Origin of the sequence: Microbacterium hominis NBRC 15708, from assembly GCF_001592125.1 — a bacterium.
GTDB classification, from domain to species: domain Bacteria; phylum Actinomycetota; class Actinomycetes; order Actinomycetales; family Microbacteriaceae; genus Microbacterium; species Microbacterium hominis.
This window is the reverse complement of sequence record NZ_BCWI01000037.1, coordinates 1-5,188: the sequence shown is the minus strand read 5'-3', so window position 1 is coordinate 5,188 and position 5,188 is coordinate 1. Positions and strand designations below refer to the sequence as shown.

The following is a 5,188-nucleotide window of genomic DNA, read 5'->3' as shown; positions in this document are numbered from 1 at the left end:
CCCCACCCCCGCCCGCGACGTGAGCGAGCCGTGAGGACCGCCCGCCGGGCCGTAGGGAAACCGTAAGGACGGCGCAGCCCGCCGCGATGCCGGAGTTGGATCGGATTCCGTGCCCACGGTGGGCGCCCGCGCAGAGGCCCGATGACGGAGCGCGGTCAGTGTCCGGGAGTTCCTGTGCTCGATGTGATCTACGTCGTCGTGACGATCGCGGTGTTCGCGGTCGTCGCCCTCGTCGCGAAGGGGGCGGAGCGACTCTGATGGACGTCTTCTCGATCATCGGCGCCGTGCTCGGCGTCGCCAGCGTCGTCTACCTGGTCGTCGCCCTCGTGAAGCCGGAGCGCTTCTGATGGGCGTCGACACCGCCGACATCTGGTTCGGCGTCCTGCAGATCGCGACGCTCGTCCTGCTGCTCGCGCTGCTCTACCGTCCCGTGGGCGATCTCATGTTCCGCATCTTCACGAGCGAGAAGGATGCCGCCGCCGAGCGCGTCGTCTACCGCCTCATCGGCGTCGATCCGCAGAGCGAACAGACCTGGCAGGCCTACACCCGCGGCGTGCTCGCCTTCTCGCTCCTGGGCGTGCTGTTCGTCTACGCGCTCCAGCGACTGCAGGCGTTCCTGCCCGCTTCGCTCGGGCTGCCGGCCGTGCCGGAGGGGCTGGCGTTCAACACCGCGGCATCCTTCGTCACGAACACCAACTGGCAGTCGTACTCGCCCGAGGCGACGATGGGCTACCTCGTGCAGCTGGCCGGTCTCACCGTGCAGAACTTCGTGTCGGCCGCGGTGGGCATCGCGGTCGCGATCGCGCTCGTGCGCGGCTTCGCGCGGCGCGGGCAGAGCACGATCGGCAACTTCTGGGTCGACCTGACCCGCGGGCTCGGCCGGCTGCTGCTGCCGATCGCGGTCGTGGCGGCGCTCGTGCTGCTGGCCGGCGGCGTCATCCAGAATCTGAACGGCTTCGTCGACGCGCACACCCTCACCGGAGCGACGCAGTCGATCCCGGGCGGACCGGTCGCCTCGCAGGAGGCGATCAAGATGCTCGGCACCAACGGCGGCGGGTTCTTCAATGCGAACTCCGCGCACCCGTTCGAGAACCCGACGCCGTGGACGAACCTGGTCCAGCTGCTGCTGATCCTCGTCATCCCGATCTCGCTCCCCCGCACGTTCGGCCGCATGGTCGGCGACAACCGCCAGGGCTACGCGATCCTCGCCGTCATGTCGACCCTCGCGATCGCGTCGATCGCCGCGGTGAGCGCGCTCGAGGTCGCCGGCCACGGCACCGCTCCGCAGCTCGCGGGCGGCGCCATGGAGGGCAAGGAGCAGCGTTTCGGCATCGTCGGCTCCGCCCTGTACGCGGCCGTGACGACCCTCACCTCGACCGGCGCCGTGAACTCGATGCACGACTCGTACACCGCCACCGGCGGCATGATCCCGCTACTGAACATGATGCTCGGCGAGGTCGCCCCCGGCGGCGTCGGCTCGGGCCTGTACGGCATGCTCGTGCTCGCGATCATCGCGGTCTTCGTCGGCGGCCTGCTCGTCGGGCGCACCCCCGAGTACCTGGGCAAGAAGATCGGCCCGACGCAGATCAAGCTCGCGAGCCTCTACATCCTCGTGACCCCGACGCTCGTGCTCGCCGGCACGGCGCTGAGCTTCGGCATCCCCGCCGTGCGTGCCGACGTCGAGGCGACCTCGATCCTCAATCCCGGCATCCACGGGATGACGGAGGTGCTCTACGCGTTCACCTCGGCCGCGAACAACAACGGCTCCGCCTTCGCGGGCCTCACCGCCAACACGCCCTGGTTCAACACGGCGCTCGGGGTGGTGATGCTGCTCGGCCGGTTCGTGCCGATCGTGCTCGTGCTCGCCCTGGCCGGCTCGCTCGCCGCGCAGGAGCGTGTTCCGTCCACGGCCGGGACGCTGCCCACGCACCGTCCGCAGTTCGTCGGCCTGCTCGCGGTCGTGACGGTCGTCATCACCGCTCTCACCTACTTCCCCGTTCTCGCGCTGGGTCCCCTGGCAGAAGGTCTGTCCTGACATGAACACGTCCACCCCGGTCCTCCACCGTCCGCAGCCCGCCGGCGACGACACCGCGTCGTCGCCCGCCCCCGCCCGCCGCGCGTTCGGCTGGACGCAGCTGGTCGGCGCCCTCCCCGGCGCCCTCCGCAAGCTCAACCCCGCCGAGCTGTGGCGCAGCCCCGTCATGTTCCTCGTGTGGGTCGGCGCGGCCCTCACCACCGCCATCGCCATCGCCGAGCCGTTCCTCGGCGGACCGCAGAGCTCCGGCGGCACGCCCGTGCCGACCGGTTTCACGTGGGGCATCGCCGTGTGGCTCTGGCTGACCGTGCTGTTCGCCAACCTCGCCGAGTCGGTCGCGGAGGGCCGCGGCAAGGCGCAGGCGCAAGCCCTGCGGACGACCCGCACCGCGACGCTCGCGCACCTCGTGCGGGGCTACGACCCCACGACGGATGCCGCGGCCACCGCGGCCGCCACCGACGACGTCGCCTCGTCCGAGCTCGCCCTCGATGACGTCGTGGTCGTGTCGGCGGGCGAGCTCATCCCCGGCGACGGCGACGTGATCTGGGGCATCGCCACGGTCGACGAGTCGGCGATCACGGGCGAGTCCGCCCCCGTCGTCCGGGAGTCCGGCGGCGACCGCAGCGCCGTCACCGGCGGCACGCGGGTGCTCAGCGACCGCATCGTGGTGCGCATCACGTCCCAGCCGGGCCAGACCTTCGTCGACCGCATGATCGCGCTCGTCGAGGGCGCGAACCGCCAGCGCACGCCCAACGAGATCGCCCTCGGCATCCTGCTGGCGAGCCTGTCGATCGTGTTCGTGATCGTCGTGCTGACCCTCAACCCGATCGCGTCGTACGCGGCGAGCCCGGTCAGCATCCCCGTGCTCGTCGCCCTGCTCGTGTGCCTCATCCCGACCACGATCGGCGCCCTCCTGTCGGCGATCGGCATCGCGGGCATGGACCGCCTCGTGCAGCACAACGTGCTCGCCATGTCGGGGCGCGCCGTCGAAGCCGCCGGCGACGTGACCACGCTGCTGCTCGACAAGACCGGCACGATCACCTACGGCAACCGCCGCGCGAGCGCCTTCGTCGCGCTCACCGGTGTCGCCGGCGACGAGCTGGCTCGCGCGGCCGCGCTGTCCTCGCTCGCCGACCCGACCCCCGAGGGCGTGTCGATCGTCGAGCTCGCCGCGGCTCAGGGGGTCGCTCCCGCCGCGCCGGACGGATCGACGCCCGTGCCGTTCACGGCGCAGACGCGCATGAGCGGTCTCGATCTGGTCGACGGCACGCAGGTGCGCAAGGGCGCGGCATCCGCCGTGCTCGCCTGGCTCGAGGCGGAGGGGCACGCGGTGGCGCCGCAGCAGCGCGCCGAACTCCTCCAATTCACCGACGCCATCGCCCAGTCCGGCGGAACCCCGCTGGTGGTCGCCACGCTCGACCCCCGATCTGGAGGAGTTCCGCTCGGCGCCGTGCACCTGAAGGACGTCGTCAAGGAGGGTCTCGCCGAGCGGTTCACGCAACTGCGTGCGATGGGCATCCGCACCGTGATGATCACGGGCGACAACCCGCTCACCGCGCGGGCGATCGCCGCGGAGGCGGGTGTCGACGACTTCCTCGCCGAGGCCACCCCGGAGGACAAGCTGGCGCTCATCCAGCGCGAGCAGGCCGGCGGCGCGCTCGTCGCGATGACCGGCGACGGCACCAACGACGCCCCCGCGCTCGCGCAGGCCGACGTCGGTGTCGCGATGAACACGGGCACCTCGGCCGCGAAGGAGGCCGGCAACATGGTCGACCTCGACAGCGACCCGACGAAGCTCATCGACATCGTCCGCATCGGCAAGCAGCTGCTGATCACCCGCGGCGCCCTGACCACGTTCTCCCTCGCCAACGACATCGCGAAGTACTTCGCGATCATCCCGGCGATGTTCATGGGCGTCTTCCCCGGACTCGCGGCGCTGAACCTCATGCAGCTGCACTCCCCGGCATCCGCCGTGACGAGCGCGATCATCTTCAACGCGATCATCATCGTCGTGCTCATCCCGCTGGCGCTGAAGGGCGTCGCGTACCGGCCGGCGAGCGCCTCGCAGATCCTCGGACGCAACCTCCTCATCTACGGCCTGGGCGGAGTGGTCGCCCCGTTCGTCGGCATCAAGCTCATCGACCTCGTCGTGAGCCTTCTCCCGGGCTTCTGACCGGGCTTCCGAAAGGCATCGTCATGTCCACCCGCACCTCCACCCGTACCTATGCCCGCCACCTCGGCGTCGCCGCCCGCGCGATGCTCGTCGCCACCGCCGTGCTCGGCCTCGCCTACACCGCCGTGATCACCGGCGTCGGGCAGCTCGCCCTCCCCGCGCAGGCGAACGGCTCGCTCGTGCGCGGCACCGACGGACAGGTCGTCGGCAGCGCGCTGATCGGCCAGTCCTTCACGGATGCCGACGGCGCGGCCCTCCCGCAGTACTTCCAGTCGCGGCCGTCCGCCGCCGGCGAGGGCTACGACGGCACGGCCTCGAGCGGCTCGAACCTCGGGCCCGAGAACACGGACCTCGTGGCCGCGATCGGCGAGCACCAGGTGGCGATCGCCTCGTCGGACGGCGTGGCGATCGGCGACATCCCGGCCGACGCCGTCACGGCATCCGGGTCGGGCCTCGACCCGCACATCTCGCCGGCGTACGCGCAGCTGCAGGTGGCGCGTGTCGCCGAGGCCCGGGGCCTGGATCCCGCCGCGGTGTCGGCGCTCGTCGATCAGCACACCACCGGCCGGGACCTCGGTTTCCTCGGCGAGCCCCGGGTGAACGTGCTCGAGCTGAACCTCGCCCTCGATGCCCTCGGACGCTGACGCGTGCGGGACGGCGGCAAGCGGGGTCTCGACGCGCTGCGCTCGCTCGCTCGCTCGACGAGCGGGGCGGAGTCGGAACCCCCGGGAGCAACCGCACTGCAAGGCCGCCGCGCCGACACGCCGCCGGTGCGACGGATGCCACGGCGTGTCCCCCGGCATCCCTTGCAGTTCGGGTCGGTTGCCGGGCCGGCGGTGGGTTCAGCTCGGGCAGGTGGGGGCAGCCGGGTCCCAACGACCGGCAGCGCCTACCCCACCCCAACTGCAAGGCCGACGCCGCGACACACCGCCGGTGCGACAGATGCCACGGCGTGTCCCCCCCCCCCCCCCCCCCCCCCC

General features: G+C 71.6%; 4 protein-coding genes. All 4 read left to right on the top strand.

Annotated elements, in window-relative coordinates; genetic code table 11:
- Positions 1 to 257: 257 nt before the first annotated feature.
- Genes kdpF through kdpC form a run of 4 tightly spaced genes read left to right on the top strand, consistent with a single transcriptional unit; the run spans position 258 to position 4,852 of the window.
- The gene (kdpF, locus tag MHO01S_RS16000; RefSeq protein ID WP_060959093.1) at positions 258 to 347 is read left to right on the top strand and encodes a K(+)-transporting ATPase subunit F; all 90 of its coding nucleotides are present in this window, start codon (positions 258 to 260) and stop codon (positions 345 to 347) included.
- Positions 347 to 2,035, top strand: a complete 1,689-nt coding sequence (kdpA, locus tag MHO01S_RS15995) for a potassium-transporting ATPase subunit KdpA (protein ID WP_060959092.1) — start codon at positions 347 to 349, stop codon at positions 2,033 to 2,035. The genes kdpF and kdpA overlap by 1 nt, the downstream gene beginning before the upstream one ends.
- Before the next feature lies 1 nt (position 2,036).
- On the top strand, positions 2,037 to 4,208 hold the full coding sequence (gene kdpB, locus MHO01S_RS15990) for a potassium-transporting ATPase subunit KdpB (protein WP_060959091.1): 2,172 nt from the start codon (positions 2,037 to 2,039) through the stop codon (positions 4,206 to 4,208).
- A 23-nt stretch (positions 4,209 to 4,231) separates the two neighbouring features.
- Positions 4,232 to 4,852, top strand: coding sequence for a potassium-transporting ATPase subunit KdpC (gene kdpC / locus MHO01S_RS15985; RefSeq protein ID WP_060959090.1), 621 nt, complete (start codon positions 4,232 to 4,234; stop codon positions 4,850 to 4,852).
- The last annotated feature ends 336 nt before the right edge of the window (positions 4,853 to 5,188 follow it).

Bases quoted from the DNA above. Each gene is read 5' to 3' on its own strand.
- kdpF (WP_060959093.1), top strand. From the start codon at position 258: ATGGACGTCTTCTCGATCATCGGCGCCGTGCTCGGCGTCGCCAGCGTC.
- kdpA (WP_060959092.1), top strand. From the start codon at position 347: ATGGGCGTCGACACCGCCGACATCTGGTTCGGCGTCCTGCAGATCGCG.
- kdpB (WP_060959091.1), top strand. From the start codon at position 2,037: ATGAACACGTCCACCCCGGTCCTCCACCGTCCGCAGCCCGCCGGCGAC.
- kdpC (WP_060959090.1), top strand. From the start codon at position 4,232: ATGTCCACCCGCACCTCCACCCGTACCTATGCCCGCCACCTCGGCGTC.